The organism is Halosimplex salinum (genome assembly GCF_003730195.1).
GTDB lineage: Archaea > Halobacteriota > Halobacteria > Halobacteriales > Haloarculaceae > Halosimplex > Halosimplex salinum.
In genome coordinates, this window is sequence record NZ_QWGG01000007.1 from 165,080 (window position 1) to 187,832 (window position 22,753).

Genomic DNA, 22,753 nt, shown 5'->3' on the forward strand with positions numbered 1-22,753 from the left:
GTGGCCGACCGGCGCCACTCCGCCGACATGTCGGTGTGGGAACCTTTTTTACACGGGCGCATGAGCCGTCGGCTATGAGTGTGTACTGGGTGCGGAACCCGTCCTCGACCGTGGTCCGACCGCGGCGACGGCCCGGTGAGCGGCGATGACCGACCGCGCGATCGTCGCCGACGGTCTGACGAAGCGATTCGGCGAGGAACTGGCGGTCTCGGACCTCTCGCTTTCGATCGGTTCCGGGGACGTGTACGGGTTCCTCGGGCCGAACGGGGCCGGGAAGACGACGACGATGCGGATGCTGACCTCGTTGACGCGTCCGACCGCCGGCACGGCGACCGTCGCCGGCGTCTCGATAGCCGATCGGCCGGCGCTGACCGAGCGGATCGGCTACCTGCCCGCCGACCCGCCGGTGTTCGACGAACTCAGCGGTCGGGAACACCTGCGGTACGTCGCGCGACTGCACGAGATTCCGCCGGACGAGGCGACCGACCGGATCGAGGCGATGCTGGACCAGTTCGGCCTCGCCGGGGACGCCGACCGCCGGATCGAGTCCTACTCGACGGGGATGCAGAAGAAGGTCGGCGTCATCGCGGCGCTGGTCCACGACCCCGAGGTCGTCTTCCTCGACGAACCGACCAGCGGGCTCGACCCGCGGGCCGCCCGCACGATGCGCGACACCATCGCCGAGTTCGCCGACCGCGACGTGACGGTCTTCCTCTCGTCGCACGTGCTCTCGGTCGTCGACGAACTCGCCGACACGGTCGGCGTCATCGACGACGGGAAACTCGTCGCGGAGGGACCGCCAGAGGAACTGAAGCGACGGGTCGAGGGCGACGGTGAGACGGACCTCGAGACGGCGTTTCTCGACATCACGAAGGAGGACGATGAACTCGACGACGTCGTCGAAGCCTGAACCCGAGTCGCCGAGTCGGCGGGGGCGGTTCCCGTCGCCCCGGATCAGTGCGACTATCGCGACCGTCGAGGTCCGACGGATGCTCCGCCGTATCCGGTCGCAGGACGTCTGGCTCGCGCTGGTCGCGGTCAGTTCGCTCGCGGTCCTCGCGGTCCTCCCGATACTGTTCGGTGTGGCCAGCGACTGGGGCGCGTCGTTCGCGAGCGGCGACGCCGGTCCAGCCGCCACGGTCGGGTTGCTCGTCGCGGTCGCGTGGGTGTTTCAGGTCGCGATGGCCGTCGTGGCCGGCGTCGGCTCGTACGGCGAGGTCGACAACGAGGCGGGGATGCTGACGATCCGCCCGCCGAAAGACGTCGCCGGCGGGATGCTCCTGATGAACACGGTCAGCTACGCGGTCTACCTGCTGGTCCCGTTCGTCGCGGGGTTCGCCGGGCTGTCGGCCGGCGTCGGCTCGCCGCTCCCGCTCGCGGGTGGACTCGCTGCCGTGGTAGCGATCCTCGCCAGTTCGATGGCTATCGGCTATCCCGTCGGACTCGCGATAAAGGGCGTCGTCCGTCGCTCCGGGACCCTCTCGCGCCTGAAGCCGGTGATCGGCGGCGTCGTGGTCGTCGCCTACTTCTGGATAATGTTCGCCGGGCACCTCCCCGCGCTCGTCGACGCGCTCGAACCGGCGACGAGCGGGCCGCCGCTGGGGTGGCTGGGCGACCTGGCGCTGGTCACGACTCCGGGCGCCGGCGCGTCACCGCTCCGTGCCGCCGGGGCGCTCGCCCTCGCGCTCGTCCTCGTGCCCGTCGGGACACTCGCGACCGTCCGCGCGGCCACGTACGCGTGGTACGCCGACCCGAGCCGTGACGACGGAGACGAGGTGGAGGGTGAGGGGACGGCACCCGCCGCTCGGACGGCGTCCGCCGGAACTCCTCCGCTGGACCGCGTGCTCGGACACCTCACCCGGCGACAGGGAACGCTCGGCGTGGCGTCGGTCACGCTCGTGCGGGCCTATCGCGCACCGCTCCAGCTGGTGTTCGTGGCGGCGCCGCTGCTGTTCGCGCTTCCGATGGTCGAGGGGGTCGTCGCGACCGGGACGGTCCCGGACTACGCGCCGTGGTTCGCGATGTTCTACGGCGCGTGGGCCGCCGGCACCGCGTTCCCGCTCAATCTCGTCGGCAACCAGGGGGCGACGCTCCCGGCGCTGCTGACCGCACGCGCCGACGGCCGGCAGGTCGTCCACGGGAGCGTCCTCGCCGCCGTGCTCCCGCTGGCTCCGGTGACGGCTGCGCTGGCCGCCGCCGCGGCCCACGCGGGCGGACGCTCGACCACGGCGGTCGCCGCCATCGGCGCGCTCTCGGTCGCCGTCGTCGCCGCCGGCGCGCTGATCGCGGCGGGTCTCGGCGCCCTGTTCCCCCGCTTCGACGGGATCGACGTCAGCGGCGGGCGGTCGGCCGTCCCGCCGAGCAAGGCCGCGTTCGCGCTGTTCTCGCTGGTCGTCGTCCTCGCGGTCACCGCCGCCGGCGTCCTGACCGACGAGGTGTACCACCTGCTGATACACGCGCTGCTCTCGGAGTATCTCCCCTTCGGCCTCTCGGTCACCCTCGACGGCCTCGAGACCGTCTCGGTCGGCGTCGCCGTCGCCGTCGCGGCCGCCGTCCCGGCGGCGTACCTGCTGGCGGTCCGGCGGATAGACGACTACCGTATCGAGTAACACGGTCGCGTCGGGAAGTGCGCCCGTCGGATCGGCTCGAACCCTACCGGATCTTCGTGCCGGGTTCGGCGTCGCCGTGGGTGGTCAGCAGGTCGGCCTCCTCGCCGGCGGCCAGCACCATGCCGTTGGACTCGACGCCGAACAGCTCGGCCTTCTCCATGTTCGCCAGCAGGACGACCTTCGTCCCGGGCAGTTCGTCGAGGTCGTGGAGCTGCTTGATGCCGGCGACGACCTGTCGCGTCTCGATGCCGATGTCGACCTCCAGCCGGGCGAGTTTGTCCGAGTCCTCGATGGGCTCGGCCGACTCGATCCGCCCGACGCGGATGTCGACCTCCTCGAAGTCGTCGAAACTGATGCGGTTCTCGGCGAGGGCTTCCACGTCCATACTCCCGTCCTCGCCCTCGTCGGCCTCGTCGGTTTCGGTTTCCGCGTCGTCCGCGTCGGCCGCGTCGGCGACCTCCTGCACGCGGTCCTCGAGTTTCTGGTTCAGTTCCTCGACGCGCTCGTCCTCGATCTTCTCGAACAGTTCGGTGGGTTCGCCGAAGTCGGCCGGCGGCGCTTCGAGCGCGTCGTCGAGGGTGGCGTCGGCGACCGATCCGTCCTCGCCGAGCTGGTCCCAGAGGCGGCCGGCGGTGTCGGGCGTGGCCGGGTAGACGAGGACTGCGACGGCCTTGGCGACCTGGACGCAGTCGCGGACGACCGGCGCGGCCTCGTCGTCGTCCAGGTTCCAGGGCTCGTGGCGCTGGATGTACTCGTTGCCGAAGCCCGCGAGGCGGACCGCGGCCTGCGTGGCCTTCCGCACGGAGTAGTCGTTGATCGCGGCTTCGAACTCCTCGACGGCCTCCTCGATGCGCTCGCGGACCTCGCTGGACACCTCTACCTCGGGCGTGCCGCCGAAGTTCCGTTCGGCGAAGAGGAGCGACCGATAGGCGAAGTTACCGACGTTGCCGACGAGTTCGCCGTTGACCCGCTCCTGGAAGCGGTCCCAGGAGAAGTCGATCTCGTCCTGGAAGCCGCCGACGGTGGTGAGGTAGTACCGGAGGGTGTCCGGGTGGAACCCCTCGTCGAGGAACTCGCGGGCCCAGATGGCGCGATTGCGACTCGTGGAGAACGCGTCGCCGTCGAGGTTCATGAACCCGCTGGCGACGACGGCGCGGGGCTCGTTGTAGTCGGCGCCCCGGAGCATCGCCGGCCAGAAGACGGTGTGGTGCTGGATGATGTCCTGCCCGATGATGTGGACGATCTCCCCGCCGTCGGGGCGGTCGTCGGTCCCGTGGTTCTTCCAGGTCGCCTCCCAGTCGTAGGTGTCGCTCCCGACGCGCTCGCTGTACTGCTTCGTCGAGGAGACGTACTCGATGGGCGCGTCGACCCAGACGTACAGGACGAGGTCCTGCCCGCCGTCGTCGCCGGGGTAGTCGACGCCCCAGTCCATGTCGCGGGTGATACACAGGTCCTCGAGTTCGCCCTCGATCCACTCGCGGGGCTGGTTCTTCGCGTTGTCCGTGCCCTCGAGGCGGTCGATGAACCCCTGCAGGTACTCCTGGAAGTCGGCGAGGCGGAGGAACTTGTGGTCGCGGGCGCGGTACTCGGCGGGGTTGCCGGTGATGGCGCTGACGGGGTCTTCGATCTCGCCGGGTTCGAGGTGGCGCTGACAGCCGTCGTCGCACTCGTCGCCGCGGGCGTTCGCGCCGCAGTGGGGGCAGGTCCCCTCGACGAAGCGGTCGGGGAGCCATTGGTCGGCGTCGGGGTCGTAGGCGACCTGTATCTCCTTCTCGTGGACGTGGTCGCCGTCGATCCACGACTCGACGAACTCCCGGGTGAGTTGCTGGTTCGTGTCGTCGTGTGTGTGGCCGTAGTTGTCGAAGTCGACGTCGAAGCGCGGGAACGTCTCCTCGTACTGTTCGTGGTAGCCCAGCGCGAGCTCCTCGGGGTCGACACCCTTCTCGGTCGCCTCGACGGCGATGGGGGTGCCGTGCATGTCGGACCCGCTGACGAACGCTGTCTGCTGGCCGAGCGTCCGCAGGGCGCGCGAGAGCACGTCGCCGCCGACGTACGTGCGCAGGTGGCCGATGTGCAGGTCGCCGTTGGCGTAGGGCAACCCGCAGGTCACGACCGCGGGGTTCTCCGTGGGAAAGTCGTCGTGGCTCATACTATGCGATACCTCCAGTCGACTCTTTAACGCGGTGATTCGATGTCATCGTGGATCGGCTGTCCGTGGTCGTCTCTGTGGGCGGTGCGTGCGAGGGCCGACGTTTCACCGGTCGCGTCGGACCGCGCTGGTCCGCTGTGGGGTATGAGCCCACGGACGGCGACTGGGTCCACCCGGCGCTACCGAGAAGGTCGCATGCGCATACGGCCGGGTGGACCCGCGTGGAACACACCGGAGGATACCGCGGCGTCGGCAAAAAGGTTGGTCTTCCGTGGGACGAGTCACCAACTGCCGGTGGGAGGGCCGACCCGGTTCAGTCTTCGACCGAGACGCCGCCGAACAGGGCGAATCCAGTGACGACGAGGTCGACCTCGTCGTGTTCCTCCTCGCGGCGGGGGCGCTCGTCGTCGGCCGCGCCGAACAGGGGTAACACGTCGACGCGGACGTTCCAGTCGCGGGGGACGACGACTTCGACGCCACCGAACATGGCGTTGGCGTTGATCGTCGCGGGCGGATGTTCGACCACCGCGTCGCGCAGGTCGAGTTCGACGGCGCCGAACGCGGCGGTCAGGTCCGCCCCGTGAAACGCCTTCGAGGTCGAGCGCTCGGCGCGTCCGCCGAACACGGCGACCGTGGTCAGGAAGTCGGACTCCCTGGCCACGGCGCGGGCGCGGTACTGGCCGAGGATCAGCGAGAGGCCGAAGAGGACGATCAACACCGGCCACAGCGAGAAGACGGTGTCGGCCGCGAGGTAGTCGAGCGCGACGAGTTGCCAGCCCCCGGCGACCAGCACGACCATGAGCGGGCCGACGACGTTGCGGAACCCGCTGGCGACGATGGCGAACAGTCCGATCAGGACGAACAGCGTCGGGACGTAGCCCAGCAGGCGTTCCGTGTCGTAGACGCCGGTCGTTCGAGCGAGCAGTACCAGGCCGAGGAGCACGACGACTCCACCGACGAGTACCTGTGAGGTGACGCGACGGTACTCCATACGAAAGGTTCGTTGGGTGACACGATAAAGATAGCTGGGACGGGGACTAACACGAGCGATGTGGGGCGTATGTGGAACGAACGACGGACGGACGTCGCAACCGCCGAGCGTCACTCCCAGGTGATCTTGACGAGGAAGGCGACGGCGACGAGTTCGAGGACGTTCACCGCCATCGTGCCGCGCTTGGCGATGGGGGCGGAGTAGTAGACCCACTCGTGGAAGGTCGGGTGGAACGAGTAGAGGTAGAACGTCAGGAGGTTCTGGGCGAGGAGGACGCAGGCGAACACGAGGAGGCCGAGCGTGTGCTTGGCGCCGTGAGAGCGGTAGTTGCGGGCCCAGACGGTCGCCAGCCCGAGCAGTAACACGATGTTGAGGAGGACGGCGGCGCGGGCGACCTCGAACCAGGGGTTCATCCTCGACTCCCTCCTTTGGGGTACTCCGTGTTATATGCTGTCCAAATTGTCTCCACACTCCGGCGGTCGGTAGTCGGTCGTTGAGTCATGATTCCTCCTCCAGAACGGTCGCGAGGACCTCCTCGACGGTGTCCCAGTTGGCCCGACACTGGTCGGTGGGCAGGTAGACGGCGCCGTAGTCGTCGCCGCTGGCGGCGACGACGTTGTTGTCCGCCAGCACGTCGAGGTGGTGACGGACGGTCGTGTAGTCGAGGTCCAGATCCTCGGCGAGCTGGTTCGCGTTGCGCGGCCGCTCGTCTATCGCTCGCAGGAGTCGCGCCCGATTCTCACCCCCGCGGGTGCTGGCGAACACGTACCACAGCACCCCTTCCATTACCCGTAGGTGAACTGGCCCCCTTGTAAGCGCACCGGCGACGGAACCGCGGACGGCGGCGGTGAGTCGGGTCTGCGGGCCGGTGGTCGCCGGTGGTCGCCGCGGCTGTCGCGGTCGGTGGCCGGTCAGATCGAGGCGACGGCGCCGCGGAAGATCAGGATCCAGACGAGGAACCGCCCGACGCTCCCGACGAACGTGGCGAGAGCGAACTTGACGTAGTCGTCTTCGAGGACGGCGAAGGCGTAAATCGACAGCGTGTCGGGGAAGGCGGGCACCGAGAGCGCGAGTGCGAGTCCGGCGTAGCCGTACTTCTTCGAGAGCTGGACGACTTTCGACTGCGACCACTCGATCACGTCGAACCGCGAGCGCCGGAGGGCGCGGACGACCGGGCCCGCTTCCTTGGCCTCCTGCCCGATGTGGAAGGCGAAGACGCTCCCCGCGGACTTGCCGACGCTGGCGACGAACACGACGAGGGTGAGGTTCGCCCATATCGGCAGGCCGAGGCGGAGTTCGTTCGCCAGCGGGAGGACGATCTCCGAGGGGAGCGGCAGGATGAACGTGATCAGGAAGGAGTAGGCGGCGACGATGAGGAGACCGGCGGGTCCAGTCGCTGTGCAGACCGCTTCGACGACCGTCGACCCGCCGGGGTCGCTACAGCTACCGGCGAGGACGAGCACGGGGACCTCGGCGAAGGGCACGAGCGGCGATTGCGGCCGGGTTGTCGTAAGCTTTCATATTTTCCCACTATATCCGTCAGTACCAGTCGAGGTCCGCGACGAACGAGCGGAGCATCGACCTGGTGACGTGCGGCATACAGACGACGCGCATCTCGCCGGCGCCGGTCTTCGTGACGCGCCAGCCCCGGGAGCGAAGCTCCTCGGTCATCGGCACCGAGAGGTCGGCGGCGACCAGCGGGAGTTCCGGTTCGACGACCGCGTGGCCGCGGGCGGCGAGTCGGTCGGCGAGCCACTCGGCGTTGTCCATCGACGCGCGGTACTGCTCGCGGTACCCCTCGGACCAGAGCGCCTCCATCGCGGCGACGGCGCTGGCGACGCCCGCACCGCTCCGGGTGCCGGTCAGCGTCACCTGCGAGGTCGACTCCAGGTACGGCGTCTGGATGGCGAGTTCGTCGAGCAACGCCCGCGAGCGGACCAGCAGGCCGCCCGCCGGGATCGCGGCCTGCCCCATCTTGTGCGGGTCGATGGTCATCGTGTCGACGTCGGCGTGGCCGAAGTGCCACTCGTGGTCGGTGAAGGGGAGGGCGAACCCGCCCCACGCGGCGTCGACGTGACAGAGGGCGCCGGCGTCGTGGGCGAGGTCGGCGAGGGCGGGGACGGGGTCGACGTAGCCGTACTCGGTCGAGCCCGCGACGGCGACGACGCAGACGGTGTCGTCGTCGACGAGTCGACTCATCGCCGCCGGGTCGGCGCGGTGGTCGGTCGTCGGCGCGGTGCGAAGCTCGACGCCGAGCAGGTCCGCCGCTTTGGTGAAGGAGAAGTGGGCGCTGGTGGGCGCGACGACGTTGGGATCGTCGGTGTCGGCGCGATTGCGGGCGATCCGGACCGCCTGGATGTTGGCCTCCGTCCCGCCGCTCGCGACGTAGCCCTCGGGGTCGGGGTGACCGGTCACCTCGCCGAGGAGGCCGACCGCGCGTTCTTCGAGAGTGGCGACGCTTTCGTAGGTGCCCGGGTCACCGGGGTTGGTCGCGAGGAAGCGTTCGGCCGCGTCCCGAGCCGCGGGGTGCGGTTCGGTGCACATCGACGACAGGACGCGCTCGAAATCCTGCGGCTCGGCCAGCTGCATACCGACAGACACGGATGCGAGTCGTTTAGCTATTGCGCTCTCTGGCGGCGTCGGTCCGCGTTCCAGCCTCAGTCGACGGCCCGTTCGAGGTACTCGATCAGGTCGTCGACGACCGCGGGGTCGTAGGTGACGACGCCCGTGTACTCGTCGGGGTCGGCCTCCTCGGCGATCATCGCGCACTTCCGGCCGTCGGCTCCGTCACCGTCGAAGGCGACGACCCAGAACTCGGTGAGTTCACCGGTCGTGTCGGGTTCGACGGTGACGTTCTCGATCGGGGGCGGCTCCCAGTCGGGCGTCCCGAACACGACCACTTCGAGATCCGTCGACCCGACCAGTCGCCGGTACGCCGGTACCTGGGCTCTGAACGCGGACAGCGACTGGAAGGTGACGGAGAGCCGACCGCGGCCGTGGCGGTAGGCGCGGTCCTCTATCTCGCGAGCGGTCGCCACCAGTCGGCGCCTGTCGTCCATCACGAACGTCGTCCCCGAGAGCAGCGAGACGAGTTCGCGATACGCGGACTCCCTGGTCTCCGTGTCCCACGGCGGCCGCTCTACGGGGTCTCGCAGGTCGCCGAGCGCCGCCGCGGAGACCGACCCGAGGTGTCGGTCGCCGCTCCTGACGGTGAGATAGCTGTCGGACTCGGGGATCGGGAGGTACTCGTGGGTCAGCGTCGCGTCGAACTGCCCGAGCACCGACTCGACGTCCGCGTAGGCTTCGGGACCGAACGTCGTTATCCGTTTCACCGGACCGCGCGCCCGGTCGCGCAGTTCCCTGAGCGACGTGGCGGTGTCAGTTTCCATCCCCCGGCCCCCCGCTGTCGGTGCCGCTCCCGCGGTTCACGCTCCCGTCGCTCTCGGACGTCGTCGAGTCGGTCGACTGTCCACACCCGCTCTCGTCGACCGCGGCGAGCACCCGTTCGAGGTCGAGTCTGGCCGCGCTCGTATCGGCGTCGAGCGAGGCGTCGACCACCTCGTCGGCGGCCGCCGAGAGGCCGAGGAACGTGACCGTCCCGGAGTCGGTGTCGTAGCGCACGAGTCCCGCTTCGGCGAGCGCGGGCAGGTGGGCGTGGTGGAGTGTCGCCCGCACGTTCCGGTCGGTCATCGACTCGCCCCGGCCCGGTCCGGCCTCGATCCACCCGGTCACCGTCTCCGCCAGCGTGGCGAACGACGCCGTCTCGTGCTCCCGGAGGTAGTAGACCACGACCCGACGGTGGGGGTGCGACAGCACCTGAAACAAGTGGGAGACTTCCTCTGTGTCGCCTGTTACCATCTATGTATATCGTATCGCTTCGATGAAGAATCTATTGGCCGTTGGAACGCTCCCACTCGGGGAGACGGCGGAGACGCCGGAGTCGGGCCGTGGGCGATCAGGGCGTCCGGTCGGGCGGTAAGTGAGAGTTGTCGCGCGGTCGCGATCGACTACCGAAACTTATAGCGGCGGCCGTCTTACGCGGTGGTATGTCCACCGAGCAGTCTCTGGCGGGACAGTCAGCGATCGTCACCGGCGCCAGTTCCGGGATCGGCGAGGCGACGGCCCACGCCCTCGCCGAGGACGGCGCCGACGTGGCGCTGGCCGCCCGGCGCGAAGAGCGACTCGAATCGATCGCGGCCGACCTCGAAGACGCCTACGGGGTCGAGACGCTGGTCGTCCCGACGAACGTCCGCGACGAGGACGCCGTCGACGACCTGGTCGACCGGACCGTCGACGCCTTCGGCGGCCTCGACCTGCTGGTCAACAACGTCGGCGTCGTCGCCGGCGAGGGCGTCGACGACCTCTCGACCGAGGAGTACCGCACGATGATGGAGGTCAACGTCGACGGCTACTTCTTCGCGACGCGCGCGGCCTTGCCCCACCTCCGCGAGTCCTCGGGGACGCTCGTGTTCATCGGGAGCTTCGCGGGCCAGTACCCCCGGCCGTTCAACCCGGTGTACGCCGCCTCGAAGTGGTGGGTCCGCGGCTTCGCCAAGAGCGTCTCCGCCGACGTGGGCGAGGACGACGTGGCCGTCACGACGATCAACCCCGCCGAGGTCCGCAGCGAGTTCGCCAGCGAGAGCGGCGAGTCCTTCGAGGAGCGCTTCGAGCGCGGCGAGGCATCCGAGCCGACCGAGATCGCCGAGGCCGTCCGCTTCGCCGCGAAACAGGACCCCTCGATGGTCTCCGAGATGGACCTGTATCGCCGCGACAAGCTGACGTTCTTCTGAAAAATCCGGCGGGCGAGTCTACTCGCCCGTTTCGGTCGCCGTTGCCGTCTCTTCTTCCGGCGTCGCCGTCTCGTCCGTCGGCGTCTCTGTTTCGCCGTCGGGAGTTCCGGTCCCGTTCTCCTGGCCCTGAACCGCTTCGAGCGCGCTCCAGAGGACGGTTCCCTGCTCGACGATATTCGACGGTGCCAGCGCGGGGTCGGTGAGCGTCTCGCGCGCGAGTTCCACCGGCCCGACCCGCGGTTCCGGGAGCGCTTCGGGGTCCTCCGTCTCGAAGGGGGCGTCCGTCTCGTCGCCGACTACGACGCGCATCGCCATCCCGAACACCTCGTGAGGCGAACAGAGGAAGTCGTAGACGCCCGGTTCGTCGAACGCGAGCAGCCAGAAGTCCGGTATCGGTCCGTCGCCCTCGCCGCCCGTTCCGGTCGCGGTCCCGGTCGCCGTGGGCGTCTCGGTCTCCATCCCCGCCGTGGTTTCGCCGCCGGGGGTCTCCGTCTCCGTTCCCTCGGCTTCTTCCTCGACGGCCGGCGTCGGCGGGTCGACCATGTCGCCGGGGATCGAGTCCGGTCGCCAACCCAGGAGCGGCGAGGATATCGCGTCGACGCCGAGCGGCACCCGCCGTCGCATCCCGAATGCGGGATGGTACGAGACGACGTTGTGGTCCGGCGTCACGAACTCGAACCGGACCACGTCGCCTGGCCGGACGTGCAGCCCTGTCGGCTGGAAGAAGAAGTCGGCCGGCCGTTCCGGGTTCGTCGGTGGGGCGCTGATCAGCGTCTGTACGCGATGGACCGACCCGGCCTCCTGGAGCCCGTCGTGTCGATCGACCGCCCCCGCGTCGACTTCCCCGACGGCTTTCCCGTCCCGACCGCTGACGACGGCGGTCCCGCCCAGGGCCGCGAGCACCGTTCCCGCGCCGACCGCTTTCATCACGTCGCGCCGCGATGTATCGAGGTCTTGCGGTGACATTGCGACTGTCAGTGAGGGCGTCGGGATCCTTCGTTATCAACGAGGTATCTGGCCGGGAGCGACGGCAACGGACCGTTACTCCGCCGTACTTCGCCACCGGGACCGCTCGGTCGATCCGTCCGTCCGCCGAGCGATGCCCGAGGCTACTGCGTTCGACGAGCCATTTGCCAACAGTTACCAATGGCCGCTGGACGGCGAGGCCATCTGTGGGTGTCTCCGGCGGTCAGAGTTCCTCGAGGTAGTCGAGCGCCCGCTCCAGTCGGTCCTCCCAGAGGTCGACCACGTAGTCGTCGGGGTCGGTCGTCGGCCCGCGCATGTGGGTCGCGTCGGCGGCGACGAAGCCGCGGCGGGCCTGGATCTCCTTGTCGAAGCGGACGAACGTCTCACCGCCGGCGCTGTGGTTGAGCATCGGCAGGAGTCGGTCGTGAATCTCGATCGCCCCGTCGCGGTCGCCCGACTCGTACCGGTCGAGTATCTCGACGTAGAACTCGTGGAGGCCGCCCGTGGGGATCACGCCGACGCCGCCGCGATCCAGCAACTCGATCAGGTGTTTGCCGTTCGAGCCGACGAGCACGTCGACCGCGCCGTCGGTCGCGTCGAGGAGCGCGGTCGCGTACGGACCCGGCGGTTCGCACTCAACCTTGAAGTGAGAGACGTTCGAAACGTCCTCGCTCAACGCGGCGAACGTCTCCGGGGCGATGGTCACGCCGACGTTCTGCGGGGCGTACTGGACCATGACCGGCAGCGAGACGGCGTCGGCGACGCTCCGCATGTGCTCCAGGAGCGCGCCTTCGCTCGGGCCGGCCATGTGCGGCGGGAGGAGCATGAGGCCGTCGACGCCGGCGTCGGCGTACCACTCGGCCCGGTCGACCGCCGCGCTCGTGGTCTGCTCGGTCACCGAGACGTACACCGGCAGGTCGAACTCGGCGCCCGCGTCGACGGCGACTCGCGTGAGTTCGCGCCGTTCGCCGTCGCGCAGCTTGTAGAACTCGCTGCCGAACCCGAACAGGATCACGCCGTCGCAGCCGCCGTCGGCGAGCGCGGCGATCTGCGTCCGGACGCTCTCGTAGTCGATCTCGCCCGACTCGCGGCACGGGACGGTGAGGATCGGAAGGACGCCCTCGAATGGCATACCCGTGGGTCGGCGGGGAGCGCTTTCAACGTTCGGGCGGCGGAAGCGGTCGCCTCCGCCCCGGGAAGCGCTGCCGGACCGTCGACTCGCCGGGCCTCACTCGACGAGGGTGCGGTCGGTCCGGTTCGCCTCGACGAAGTCCCAGTCGATCTCGATGCCGAGGCCGTCGCCGTCGGGGACGGGGACGTGGCCGTCGTCGTCGATCTCGTCGACGGGCTCGGCGAGGCCGGCCTCAGAGTGCCACTCGGTGTGGGGGTGGAGCAGGCCGTGCTCGTAGTAGTTCGAGTTGGGGGCGGCGCTGAGGAGGTGGAGGTGGGCCGCGCCGCCGAGGTGCGGTTCCACGTCGAACCCCGCGGCCTGTGCGGCGTGGGCGGTCTTGAGCGCGCCGGTGATCCCGCCGCCGAGGTGGGCGTCCACGCGGAGCATGTCCAGCGCGTCGTCGAAGAGGTGGTTGACGCTGCCGAACGGCTCGGTTCGGGAGTGTTCGATCCCGAGCAGCGGCGTGTCGATCTCGTCGGCGAGCCGGCGCATGGCGTAGACGCTCTCGCCGGTGTCCCACATCGGGTCCTCGTACCAGTAGAAGTCGAGGTCGTCGAGCACTCGCCCGACTCGCAGGGCGTCGCGGTAGGTGGTGTACGTGCTGGAGGGGTCGAGCATGAGGTCCAGTTCGTCGCCGACCCGCTCGTCGACGGCGCGACACACCTCGATGTCGAGGTCCGGGTCACCCAGGGGGTGGAGCTTGTAGCCGGGATACCCGCGCTCGGCGCACGCTTCGGCGTGGTCGGCGAAGACCTCGGGGGTGTCGTGTTCGGGGTTGCCCGGCAGCGTCGAGGCGTACGCCGGGATCCGGTCGCGCTTCCCGCCGCCGAGCAGTTCGTACAGCGGCGCGCCGTAGTGCTGACCCGCCAGGTCCCAGAGCGCGACGTCGATCGGCCCGATCCCGATCCGGTCGGTGTGGCGCCCGCGCCGCCAGAAGTCCATCCAGACGTCCTCGCGCGCGAGCGGGTTCCGGCCGATCAGCTCCTCGGCCCACATCCGTATCTGGGCGAGCTGGACGTTCGGGAACATCACGCCGCGGTAGTGGCCCTCGGTCCCGTCGCGCGTGCGGACCGTGAGGATAAACATCGCTTCCGTCCGCTCCGCGCCGGGGACGTAACAGCCGGCGCCGTCCTCGCGGATTCCGTGGTCTTCGATCGCGTTCTCGTACTCGTGGATCTCGATCTCGGCTATCTCCATCGGCTTCCCTGACCGATGCACCGATCGCGACAAAAGCCTTCGCGCCGCGGAACTGCCGGCCGGGAACGCGGGCGCTCAGCGGACGTTGTCGAGCAGCAGCTTCTGCTCGACGCGCTTGACCTCGTGTTGCACGTCGCGGACGGCGTCGATGTTCGCGGAGATGGAGGTGACGCCCTCGTTGACGAGGTGGTTGACCATCTCGGGCTTCGAGGCGGCCTGGCCGCAGATGCTCGTGGAGACGCCCTTCTCCCGGCAGGTCTCGATGGTCTCGCTGATGAGTTTGAGGACCGAGGGGTGCAGCTCGTCGAAGCGGTCGGCGACGCGGCCGTTGTTGCGGTCGACCGCGAGGGTGTACTGGGTGAGGTCGTTCGTGCCGAACGAGACGAAGTCGACGCCGGCGTCGGCCATCGACTCGACGCCGAGCGCGGCGGCGGGCGTCTCGATCATTACGCCCCAGTCCTGTTTGTCGGGGTCGATACCCTCCTCCTCCATGAGTCGGCGGGCCTTCAGCACGTCCTCGGCGTCGTTGACGAGCGGGAACATGATCTCGACGTTGTCGTAGCCCAGTTCGAACAGCCGACGGAACGCGGCGAGTTCGTGGGCGAACAGGTCGGGGCGGTCGAGACTGCGGCGGATGCCCCGGTAGCCGAGCATCGGGTTGTGTTCGGCGGGCTCGCTCTCGCCGCCCTCCAGCTGGCGGAACTCGTCGGTGGGGGCGTCGAGGGTGCGGACGCGGACGGGTCGCGGGTAGAACTCCTCGGCGACGCCGCGCACGCCGTCGACGATCTCGGAGACGTAGGCGTCCGCGCCGTGGTCGTCGATGTAGCGCTCGGGCGTCTTGTTCGTCGAGAGGATCATGTGCTCCATCCGCAGGAGGCCGACGCCGTCGGCGCCGGTCGCCGCGGCCCGCTCGGCCGCGTCGGGGATGGAGACGTTGACCTTGACTTCGGTGGCCGTCATCGGCTTGACGGGCGCCTGCGGGCGCACCTCCTCGACGGGTTCGCGCTCCTGACCGCCGGTGGCGTCGCCCTGCTCGACGGTGCCCTTCTCGCCGTCGATGGTGACGACCTGCCCGTCGTGGAGGCGCTCGGAGCCGTGTTCCGTGCCGACGATGGCCGGGACGCCGAGTTCGCGCGAGACGATGGCGGCGTGGCTGGTCATGCCGCCCTCGTCGGTGATGATCCCCGAGGCCCGCTTCATCGCGGGCACCATGTCGGGGGTCGTCATCTCGGCGACGATGATGTCGCCCTCCTCGACCTTGTCGAGGTGGTCGAGTTTCGAGACGGTCCGGGCCGGGCCCGCCACGCGACCGGGGCTGGCGCCGATGCCGCTGAAGACGACGTTGCCTTCGCCGGAGTCGGTCGACCCGCCGGACTGTGCGGCGCTCCCGCCGTCGGCGACGCCGGCGATGTCGCCGACGCCGTTGGATGTGCCCTCGACATCGCCGGCGTCTTCGTCGATGGTCGTGATGGGTCGGGACTGGAGGACGTACAGGTCGCCGTCGGCGATGGCCCACTCGACGTCCTGCGGGTCGCCGTAGTGAGCTTCGATCTCGTCGCCGAGGCCGACGAGCCGGTCGAGTTCCGCCTCCGAGAGCACCTGTTCGTCGCGCCTGTCCTCGGGGACGGGCCGCTCGATGGTCTCGCCGGTCTCCTCGTCGCGGACGTGCATCACCTTCTTGGTGGCGACGGTGGCGTCGCGGAGTTCGCCCGTCTCGCGGTCGAGGACGTACTTGTCGGGGGAGACGGCGCCGGAGACGACCGCCTCGCCCAGCCCCCAGGCAGACTCGACGATCGCCTGCGGGGCGCCCGTGGTGGGGTGGCTCGTGAACATGACGCCGCTCTTCTCCGCGTCGACCATCAACTGGACGACGACGGCGATGTTGACCTTCTCGTGAGAGAACCCCTGCTCCTGTCGGTAGTAGATCGCTCGCTGCGTGAAAAGGGAGGCCCAGCAGTCGCGCACGCGGTCGAGCAGGCCCGAGCGCGTGACGTTGAGGTAGGTCTCCTGCTGGCCGGCGAAGGAGGCGTCCGGGAGGTCCTCCGCGGTCGCCGAGGAGCGGACGGCGACGGACGCCTCGCCGTCGTCGACGTCGTCGTAGGCCGCGAGGATCTCCTCGCGGATGGGCTGGGGCATCTCCGTCTCGCAGATGAGTTCCTGTGCGCGTTCGGCCGCACGGGCGAGCGCCTCGGAGTCGTCGACGGACACGTCGACGGCCTCGAACAGCTCCTCGTCGATCCCGGTGTCCTCGATGAACTCCCGGTACGTCTCGGCCGTCACGACGAACCCGGGCGGGACCGGCAGGCCCGCTGCTGTCAGCTCCCCCAGGGATGCGCCTTTGCCACCGACCGAGTCGAAGTCCTCGGCCGTAACGTCGTCCAGCCAGAGTAATGCCATGACCGTACCCGCACTGTCGCCCAGCAGGAGTAAGAACTTTCCGGCCACGCTATCGATAAATACCTTGCGTTAGGCGGGTAACGGGGCCGTTTTCTGGAATATTGTTTCGGTTCCGAGTACCTGTGCCACCGTCACACGGTGGTGCGTGACACGGGCCGCGGTCGCGGTCGGACGGTCGGTGGGCTCACCCTACGGACGAGCAACCGGATCTTAATGCGCGGGGAGCCGTACACAGCGTGTATGCGCAGTCGCGCGGTCGGGGTGCTATTGGTGTGCGTCGTCGCGGCGAGTCTGGGTCTCGGCGCGCTCGACAGCGGCGGTCACGAACACGATGGGGGCGACGCGGTCGAACTGGCTGACACGGATAGGCCCACAGCGGACCGGCTCGTCCAGCCCCGGGAGGGCGGGAGTCACCTCTGGCCGTACACGAGCAGGCGTCGGTCGGTCGACGGACGGACGCTCGCGCTGAACGTGGTCGTCCTCGGGGAGCCCGACCGTGTCAGGCGAGTGCTGGAACACCGGTCGGACGCCGACTGGACGGGGGCCGAGGGCGACGCCGCCATCGGAGAGACGCCGTGGCGGCACGCGAGCGGGGCGACGCGCTACACCTACGTCGCGGACGCGCCCGACGGTGACGGTCAGTGGGTCGACGCGACCTACCAGCTCGGCGTCGGCTCGTACTTCACCTCTCGCGTCCACGCGCGAGCGTACCCGGCGCCGTCGGGGAACTGGACGGCGCTGCAGGCCCACACCGAGTACTGGGACTGGTTCCGGCTTCGCCACACGGTCACCGGGACCGGTCCCGGTGCGCGCTTCGTCGAGGAGGACTTGCGCGGACTCAGCGTGACGACGGACCTGCGACAGGAGGACTACGGCTTCGGCGGGAGCGGGGACAGGGGCTGGCTCTCGGTGATCGAGTTCGGGTCGGCCGGGGCGGCGGGGTTGCTACTGGTCGCCTCCCGACGGCGGTTGCGGGCGCGGGCGACGGACCTGGCGCTCCCGGTCGTGCTCGTCGCGCTCGTGCTCGGCGTCCGGGGCGCGGGCGTCGCCCTCGCCGACCTGACCGTCGGGACGAACCCGCAACTGCTCGCGGGTATCCTGTATCCGGTGCTGGTCGCCGGACCGCTCGTCGCCACCGCGAAACTCGCGCCGGCGGAGCCACTCCGGGCCGCTGCGCTCGCGACGCTCGGGCTCGGCGCGGGACTCGCGCTCGACCTCGCGGTCGTGGACGTCGCGGCCGTCCCGACCCGGCTGGCGCTCCACCGCGTCGCGCTCGTGGGCGCGCTGGCGGTCGTGGCGGTCGGCGCAAGCGAGAGCGACCGTCGACTCGTCGCGACGGGCGTCGCCGCGTGGGCGCTGACCCTCGTGCTCCCGCTCGCAGGCGTCGTTTAGCCCCTGACGAGGACCGTTCAGGCCGGGGTCGGTCCGGCGACGGAGTATGTCCGAGCTTACCGTCGCCGTCGTGCGAGTAGCCGACTATTGATGCGTATTGTGACCACAGGAGACTAATACTCCCTCCTCCAACGAGTCCGAACGAACGATGACAGGACGGGAGGCGGGGTCGGCGGGTGTGAGTCGGCGGTCGGTGCTGGCGACAGCGGCGGCGGCGGTCGGCGCGGTCAGCGGGTGCGCCAAGCGCACTCGAAACGTGATGGCGCGGGACCCCGCGAGTCAGGTGTCGCTCCGGATCCTGACGGTTCCGGTCGACGCCAACCCGTACCCAGCGCGGATCGCACAGGCGCTCGCCGCCAATCTCCGGGCGTGCGGCGTCGACGCGGGCGTCGAGCCGACCGGGCCGGAGGCGCTGTACCGTCGCGTCCTCCTCGACCACGACTTCGACCTCTACGTCGGGCAGTTTCCGCGGACGGACTGGCGCGACCCCGACCACCTCTACGCGCTCGCTCACTCGGTGTACGCCGGCGAGCCGGGGTGGCAGAACCCCTTCGGCTACACCAACCTCCAGCTCGACGACGCGCTGGAGACCCAGCGGACCACGAGCGGGGCCGAACGGAAGACCGCCGTCGCCGCGGTCCAGGAGCGCCTGGCGGAGTCCCAGCCGTTCACGACGCTGGCCGTTCCCGACGCGCTGAGCGCGGTGCGGACGGACCGGTTCGGGAACTGGCGCGGGAGCCCGATGGACCCGCTGACGCTCCTCGGGCTCTCACCCACCGGAGAGGCGACGACGCTCCGACTCGGGACGACCGACGGCCGGATCACCGGGAACCGCAACCCGATCACCGCGGAGTTCCGGACGCGAGGGACGTTCGTCGACCTGCTGTACGACTCGCTGGGCCGCCGGGTCGACGGCGTCCTGCGACCGTGGCTGGCCGCCGACTGGCGGATCAGCGAGCGGGACGGCCAGTTGCAGGCGCTCCTCTCCCTCCGCGAGGACCTCACCTGGCATGACGGCGAGCCGCTGACCGCAGACGACGTGGCCTTCACCTACGAGTTCCTCGCGGACACGTCGCTCGGCGCGGCGGAGAGCCCGATCCCGGCCTCGCGCTACCGGGGTCGGACCTCGCTGGTCGCGGACGTGTCGGTCGTCGACGAGACGACGGTGCGGGTCGCCTTCGCGGACTCGTCGCCGGTCGTCGCCGAGCGGGCGTTCACCGTGCCGCTCCTCCCCGAGCACGTCTGGGCCGAGCAGACGGAGACGGCGCGGGTCGCCGGCGTCGAGACCAACCGCACCATGACCGAGGCGCTGGCCTGGAACAATCCACAGCCGGTCGGGAGCGGACCGCTCCAGTTCGAGCGAGCGGTGCCCAGCGAGTCGCTGCGCCTCTCCCGGTTCGACGACCACTTCCTCCGGGACGACCCCGAAGACCTCCCGGAGCGGCTGACCGGCGCGCCCGCCTACGAGGAACTCAGGCTCTCCGCGGTGGGATCCGACGACGCCGCGGTGGAACTGGTAGCCGCCGGCGACGCCGACGCGACAGTCGCTCCGGTCGGGGCGGCCGTCGTCCCCCGGATCGGCCGGGAATCGGCGCTCGACCTCGTCAGCCGCCCGTCCCGGGCGTTCTATCACCTCGGGTTCAACACGAGGACGGCGCCGCTGTCGAACACCCGGTTCCGCCGAATCGTCGCCAGGCTGTTCGCGCGGTCGCGGATCGTCGAGTCGGTGTTCGACGGCTACGCACAGCCGGCGGAGACCCCGCTCGTGGGGACTGGCTGGGAGGTCCCCGAGCGGACGCTGGACGACGTCGGCCCCGGCGACACCTTCGTCGGCGAGGGAGGGGAACTCGACACCGAGGCGGCGAGAGCGGCGTTCGTCGAGGCCGGATATCGATACGACGACGGCGACCTCCTGTCAGAATGACGCTCCTCCCCGTCCTCTCCAAGGTCGTCGCCGTCGATCTGGTGGTCGTCACCGTGAGCGCGCTCGTCCTCGTGGGGCCCGAACGCCTGCGCGAGACGGCGGCGGAACTCCCGGACCGACTGCGGGATGTGGCGGTTCCGCTGGTGGTCCTGGCGGTCGTTTTGCTCGTCAACAGTCTCATCCGCGAACCCGTCACGGAGGTCGCCTGGCTCGTCGGCGTCAACGTCACGCCGATCATCTACGGTATCGAGGGCGACTTCGTCGCGTGGTTCCAGTCGCTTGGCACCCCCGCCGTCACGACGCTGTTCTCCTACGCCTACGTCTACGGCTACGTGTACGTCCTGGTCTTCCCCCTCGTCGCCTACGCCGCCCTGGAGGACTCCCGCGCACTGCGAGAGCTCACCGTCGCCTACAGCGTCAACTACGCCCTCGGGCTGGTGTGTTACGTCCTCGTCGTCGCCTACGGGCCGCGGAACCTGCTCGGCGAGACCGTCGAGTCGCTGCTGTACACCCAGCACCCCGAGTTCCAGTTTCTCACCAGCCGCGTCAACTCGAACACGAACGTCTTCCCCTCGCTGCACACCTCGCTGTCGGCGACGGTGATCGGCGTCGCTTACGACACGCGCGAGACGTACCCGTGGTGGCTCGCAGTCGCGACCGTGGTCGGCCTCTCGATCATCGGCGCGACGATGTACCTCGGCATCCACTGGGCGACCGACGTGGTCGCCGGCCTCGTCCTCGCGGCGATCGCCGTGACTATCGGCCGACGATACGCGAACCGACAGTAGAAGGGCCGCGAACTCCCTCTCAGGCTTCGATGATGTCGTCCTCGTCGCTCTCCGGGATCGTCAGGTCGCCGTCGAGCGTGGTGACGGCGCGGCCGCCGACCCTGGGAGCCGTCACACCCTCCACTCCCTCGCGCGTGTCGACCAGCACTCGACCCGGTCGGTCGAGGAAGTGGCCCTGCTCGAAGACGAGGGGGTCTTCGGCGTCGAGCGCGCCCTGGTAGCGCAGATACGACCCGACCGCGCCGCTGGCGGTGCCGGTCACGGGGTCCTCGGCGATGCCGGCCAGCGGGACGAACGAGCGCCCGTGGAGGGTCGCCTCGCCCTCCAGCGTGTCGAAGGTGAAGGCGTACAACCCCTCGGTGTCGGTCGCCTCGCACAGCGCTTCGATGGCCGCCAGGTCGGGGTCGACGGCGGAGAGTTGCTCGAAGTACCCCACCGGAACGACGAGGAAGGGGAAGCCCGTCGACGCGCGGGCGATGGGGAGGTCCTCGCCCACCTCCGAGAGCGCCGCGACGTCGAGACCGAGGGCGTCGGCGGCGTCTTCGAGGCTCACGTCGACTTCGCGGATCTCCGGCGGCGACTGGGTGAGCCAGACGGTGCCGTCGGGTTCGACTTCCACGTCGTGGGTGTCGGCGTTCGTCTCGACGGTGTAGTCGCCGTCGTCGATCACGTCGCGGTCGTACAGCGAGGCGAAGGCCGCGACGGTGGCGTGACCACAGAGGTCGACCTCGCGTTCGGGGGAGAAGAAGCGCAGGCGGCGGTCGGCGTCGTCGCCGGGCAGGACGAACGCCGTCTCGCTCGCGCCCAGTTCCGAGGCGACGGCCGCCAGCTGGTCGTCGGCGAGGTCGGCGGCCTCCGGGACGACGCCCGCGGGGTTGCCGGCCATCGGTTCCTCCGTGAACGCATCGACGAGGTGGACGCGGCGGTTGTCGCTCATGCACACCCCGTCGGCCACCTCCCAGATAAGTCGTTAGGTGTGGGCGGGCGTGCGCGTGCGATCGACCGTGTCCCAATCGGACGTGCTTCTGACTGCACCCGCACGGCGCCCGAGTCGAACCGGCCGGGGCTTTCACGCTGTTCGCGGTCGCACTGGGACTCCTGCTGTCCGTGGTCACGGAACTCGATGCCGTGCTGTCGACAGAGTCTCCCGAAACGGAGACTCCGAGAACGTCCGATCAGATCGGGTCGAGTTCGTTCCCGTCGTCGGTGATGAGGTCGGAGATCTCGTCCTCGCGGGTGGCGCTCTGCTGTTCGATGTTCTGCTTGGCCTCGACGCCCTGGTCCTGCAGTCGGTCGATGCGCGGGACGCTCGTCACGTTCGAGAGCAGGACGGCCACCGAGAGGGTGTCGGCGTACTCGCGGGGGTCGTCGCCGGCCAGCACCTCGACGCTGCCGGTCTCCTCCTCCAGCCAGCGCCGCGCCCGGCGGATGCCCTTCTGTGAGACTTCCTCGGGCGGGCCGGAGACGACGATCAGGGAGCGTTCGGCCGACGAGAGGTCGGCGGGGCAGGTCATCCGGGACTGGACGGCCTTGCGGACGAGCCCGTGGACTTTCATCGTGGTGTCGGCGTGCTCGCCGTTGGACTGATCGCCGTCGGTGAAGCGGGAGAGCAGGCCCTTCTCCTCCTTCGTGGACGACTCGAGCTCCTCGGAGGCGTAGGCGACGGTGCTGACGCCGCCGGTCGAGAGCGTTCGCTTGACGTCGGAGGAGTCCATCGCCGCCTCGGAGACGCGCGAGCCGTCGATCTCGCCGGCGGCGAGGAGGGTGACGACGCGGCGGGCGATCTCCCAGTTGGTGCGGTCGTAGCCGCGCTCGACGGTCTCGCCGTGCTTGCGCCAGGTGTCGTTGTCGAAGAGGAGGAGGTTCTCGGTCGCCTCCGTGAACGACGGGAGCGAGCGTGCGGCGTTGAACGCCGCCCGGCCGCCCTCGTCGGCGCTGGGCAGGACGCCGAGGCCGTACACCGGTTCCTCGTACAGTTCGTCGAGCGTCTCGCCGAACACCGGCGCGCCGCCGCTGCCGGTGCCGCCGCCGAGGCCCGCCACGAGGAGGAACCCGTCGATGTCGTGGATCGGGACGCCGTCGAGCGCGCGCTCGATCTCGTGGGAGTCGCGCTCGGCGACCGACGCGCCGACCTCCGGGTCGGCGCCCGCACCGCGCCCTTTGACGCGCTGGTCGGTCTGGCCGATGAGTATCTGGTGGTCCCGCGGGACGTACTCGAGCCGTTCGAGGTCGATCTCCGCGGAGTTGACCGCGAGCGCGAAGCGCCAGAGGGACCGTCCCGTGTCGCGCTCGAACTCCAGGAGCTTGTCTACGATCTTTCCCCCCGCATTGCCGAACCCGATGACGGCGAGGTTCATGCGTCTCCGTGGTTCGTGTGTC

At 69.6% G+C, this 22,753-nt stretch carries 20 protein-coding genes; 6 read left to right on the forward strand and 14 right to left on the reverse strand.

All coding sequences use genetic code 11. The features are described 5' to 3' along the window. Nucleotides 1–145 precede the first annotated feature (145 nt). Together D1409_RS17545 and D1409_RS17550 are read left to right on the forward strand one after the other, a co-directional pair. The gene (locus D1409_RS17545) at nt 146–910 is read left to right on the forward strand and encodes an ABC transporter ATP-binding protein (protein ID WP_123538284.1); all 765 of its coding nucleotides are present in this window, start codon (nt 146–148) and stop codon (nt 908–910) included. A 79-nt stretch (nt 911–989) separates the two neighbouring features. After that, nucleotides 990–2,609 (forward strand): hypothetical protein, encoded by a 1,620-nt coding sequence (locus D1409_RS17550; RefSeq protein WP_164471758.1) that lies wholly within the window; start codon nt 990–992, stop codon nt 2,607–2,609. A 43-nt stretch (nt 2,610–2,652) separates the two neighbouring features. Here the strand turns inward: D1409_RS17550 and metG are convergent, their stop codons facing one another. From metG to D1409_RS17590, 8 genes are all read right to left on the reverse strand, one after another. Then, nucleotides 2,653–4,758 carry a methionine--tRNA ligase gene (gene metG, locus D1409_RS17555; RefSeq protein ID WP_123538286.1) on the reverse strand — a complete coding sequence of 702 codons (2,106 nt, stop codon included), beginning with the start codon at nt 4,756–4,758 and terminating at the stop codon, nt 2,653–2,655. Between the two features lie 313 nt (nt 4,759–5,071). Beyond that, on the reverse strand, nt 5,072–5,749 hold the full coding sequence (locus D1409_RS17560; protein WP_123538287.1) for a LiaF transmembrane domain-containing protein: 678 nt from the start codon (nt 5,747–5,749) through the stop codon (nt 5,072–5,074). A 110-nt stretch (nt 5,750–5,859) separates the two neighbouring features. Then, the gene (locus D1409_RS17565) at nt 5,860–6,162 is read right to left on the reverse strand and encodes a hypothetical protein (protein ID WP_123538288.1); all 303 of its coding nucleotides are present in this window, start codon (nt 6,160–6,162) and stop codon (nt 5,860–5,862) included. A gap of 85 nt (nt 6,163–6,247) precedes the next feature. After that, complete coding sequence (locus D1409_RS17570; RefSeq protein WP_123538289.1) at nt 6,248–6,535, reverse strand: winged helix-turn-helix domain-containing protein; 288 nt, start codon at nt 6,533–6,535, stop codon at nt 6,248–6,250. 125 nt (nt 6,536–6,660) lie between these two features. Then, nucleotides 6,661–7,233: a YqaA family protein gene (locus D1409_RS17575; protein WP_123538290.1), complete on the reverse strand. Its 573-nt coding sequence runs from the start codon at nt 7,231–7,233 to the stop codon at nt 6,661–6,663. Nucleotides 7,234–7,288: 55 nt separating this feature from the next. Beyond that, nucleotides 7,289–8,338: a tyrosine decarboxylase MfnA gene (gene mfnA / locus D1409_RS17580; protein WP_123538291.1), complete on the reverse strand. Its 1,050-nt coding sequence runs from the start codon at nt 8,336–8,338 to the stop codon at nt 7,289–7,291. Between the two features lie 68 nt (nt 8,339–8,406). After that, the gene (locus tag D1409_RS17585) at nt 8,407–9,138 is read right to left on the reverse strand and encodes a DICT sensory domain-containing protein (RefSeq protein ID WP_123538292.1); all 732 of its coding nucleotides are present in this window, start codon (nt 9,136–9,138) and stop codon (nt 8,407–8,409) included. Further along, complete coding sequence (locus tag D1409_RS17590; protein WP_164471759.1) at nt 9,128–9,607, reverse strand: ArsR/SmtB family transcription factor; 480 nt, start codon at nt 9,605–9,607, stop codon at nt 9,128–9,130. The genes D1409_RS17585 and D1409_RS17590 overlap by 11 nt, the downstream gene beginning before the upstream one ends. A gap of 188 nt (nt 9,608–9,795) precedes the next feature. Between D1409_RS17590 and D1409_RS17595 the strand changes: the two genes are divergently transcribed. Further along, nucleotides 9,796–10,539: an SDR family oxidoreductase gene (locus D1409_RS17595; protein WP_123538294.1), complete on the forward strand. Its 744-nt coding sequence runs from the start codon at nt 9,796–9,798 to the stop codon at nt 10,537–10,539. Between the two features lie 18 nt (nt 10,540–10,557). Here the strand turns inward: D1409_RS17595 and D1409_RS17600 are convergent, their stop codons facing one another. From D1409_RS17600 to ppsA, 4 genes are all read right to left on the reverse strand, one after another. Continuing rightward, nucleotides 10,558–11,505, reverse strand: a complete 948-nt coding sequence (locus D1409_RS17600; protein WP_123538295.1) for a plastocyanin/azurin family copper-binding protein — start codon at nt 11,503–11,505, stop codon at nt 10,558–10,560. 223 nt (nt 11,506–11,728) lie between these two features. After that, the gene (locus D1409_RS17605; RefSeq protein ID WP_123538296.1) at nt 11,729–12,637 is read right to left on the reverse strand and encodes a dihydrodipicolinate synthase family protein; all 909 of its coding nucleotides are present in this window, start codon (nt 12,635–12,637) and stop codon (nt 11,729–11,731) included. 96 nt (nt 12,638–12,733) lie between these two features. Continuing rightward, nucleotides 12,734–13,873, reverse strand: coding sequence for an enolase C-terminal domain-like protein (locus D1409_RS17610; RefSeq protein WP_123538297.1), 1,140 nt, complete (start codon nt 13,871–13,873; stop codon nt 12,734–12,736). A 75-nt stretch (nt 13,874–13,948) separates the two neighbouring features. After that, entirely contained in the window at nt 13,949–16,270 is a 2,322-nt protein-coding gene (gene ppsA, locus D1409_RS17615) for a phosphoenolpyruvate synthase (RefSeq protein WP_123538359.1), read from the reverse strand. A gap of 240 nt (nt 16,271–16,510) precedes the next feature. Here ppsA and D1409_RS17620 point away from each other — a divergent pair, with 240 nt between their 5' ends. The 3 genes from D1409_RS17620 (at nt 16,511) to D1409_RS17630 (ending at nt 20,374) form a co-directional block, all read left to right on the forward strand. Next, nucleotides 16,511–17,662, forward strand: coding sequence for a hypothetical protein (locus D1409_RS17620; protein ID WP_164471760.1), 1,152 nt, complete (start codon nt 16,511–16,513; stop codon nt 17,660–17,662). A 148-nt stretch (nt 17,663–17,810) separates the two neighbouring features. Continuing rightward, nucleotides 17,811–19,586 carry an ABC transporter substrate-binding protein gene (locus D1409_RS17625; RefSeq protein ID WP_123538299.1) on the forward strand — a complete coding sequence of 592 codons (1,776 nt, stop codon included), beginning with the start codon at nt 17,811–17,813 and terminating at the stop codon, nt 19,584–19,586. Continuing rightward, complete coding sequence (locus tag D1409_RS17630; protein ID WP_123538300.1) at nt 19,583–20,374, forward strand: phosphatase PAP2 family protein; 792 nt, start codon at nt 19,583–19,585, stop codon at nt 20,372–20,374. Before D1409_RS17625 ends, D1409_RS17630 begins: the two co-directional genes overlap by 4 nt. A gap of 19 nt (nt 20,375–20,393) precedes the next feature. Here the strand turns inward: D1409_RS17630 and D1409_RS17635 are convergent, their stop codons facing one another. Then, nucleotides 20,394–21,311, reverse strand: a complete 918-nt coding sequence (locus tag D1409_RS17635) for a PhzF family phenazine biosynthesis protein (protein ID WP_123538301.1) — start codon at nt 21,309–21,311, stop codon at nt 20,394–20,396. 238 nt (nt 21,312–21,549) lie between these two features. Continuing rightward, nucleotides 21,550–22,731: a tubulin/FtsZ family protein gene (locus tag D1409_RS17640; protein WP_123538302.1), complete on the reverse strand. Its 1,182-nt coding sequence runs from the start codon at nt 22,729–22,731 to the stop codon at nt 21,550–21,552. Nucleotides 22,732–22,753 lie beyond the last annotated feature (22 nt).